The sequence below is a fragment of the Streptomyces aureocirculatus genome, from assembly GCF_000720475.1.
GTDB classification, from domain to species: domain Bacteria; phylum Actinomycetota; class Actinomycetes; order Streptomycetales; family Streptomycetaceae; genus Streptomyces; species Streptomyces aureocirculatus.
Genome location: NZ_JOAP01000186.1, coordinates 1 through 285, shown reverse-complemented (window position 1 = coordinate 285; position 285 = coordinate 1). Strand labels below are relative to the sequence as shown.

1 pseudogene is annotated in these 285 nt (G+C 70.5%); it reads right to left on the bottom strand.

What is annotated here, in order from left to right:
* A pseudogene (locus IG78_RS43690) lies at positions 1-285 on the bottom strand (histidine kinase); the annotation flags it as partial.

Here is a 285-nt window from a genome sequence, read left to right as displayed (position 1 = left end):
GCCGGTGAGGCCGACGACGATGCGTTCGCGGGCCTGCCAGGTGGAGCGGATGTCGTGCTCGCCCCGGTACTGCTGCAAGTACTCGTCGACGCGGTCGGCGACCCACAGCAGCGCCAGCTCCCGCAGCGCCGTCAGGTTCCCCGGCCGGAAGTAGTTCGACAGGGCCGCGTCCACCTTGTCGGCCTTGTAGATGTTGCCGTGCGCCATCCGCCGCCGCAGCGCCTGCGGCGACATGTCCACCAGCTCGATCTGATCCGCCCGGCGCACCACCTCGTCCGGCACCGT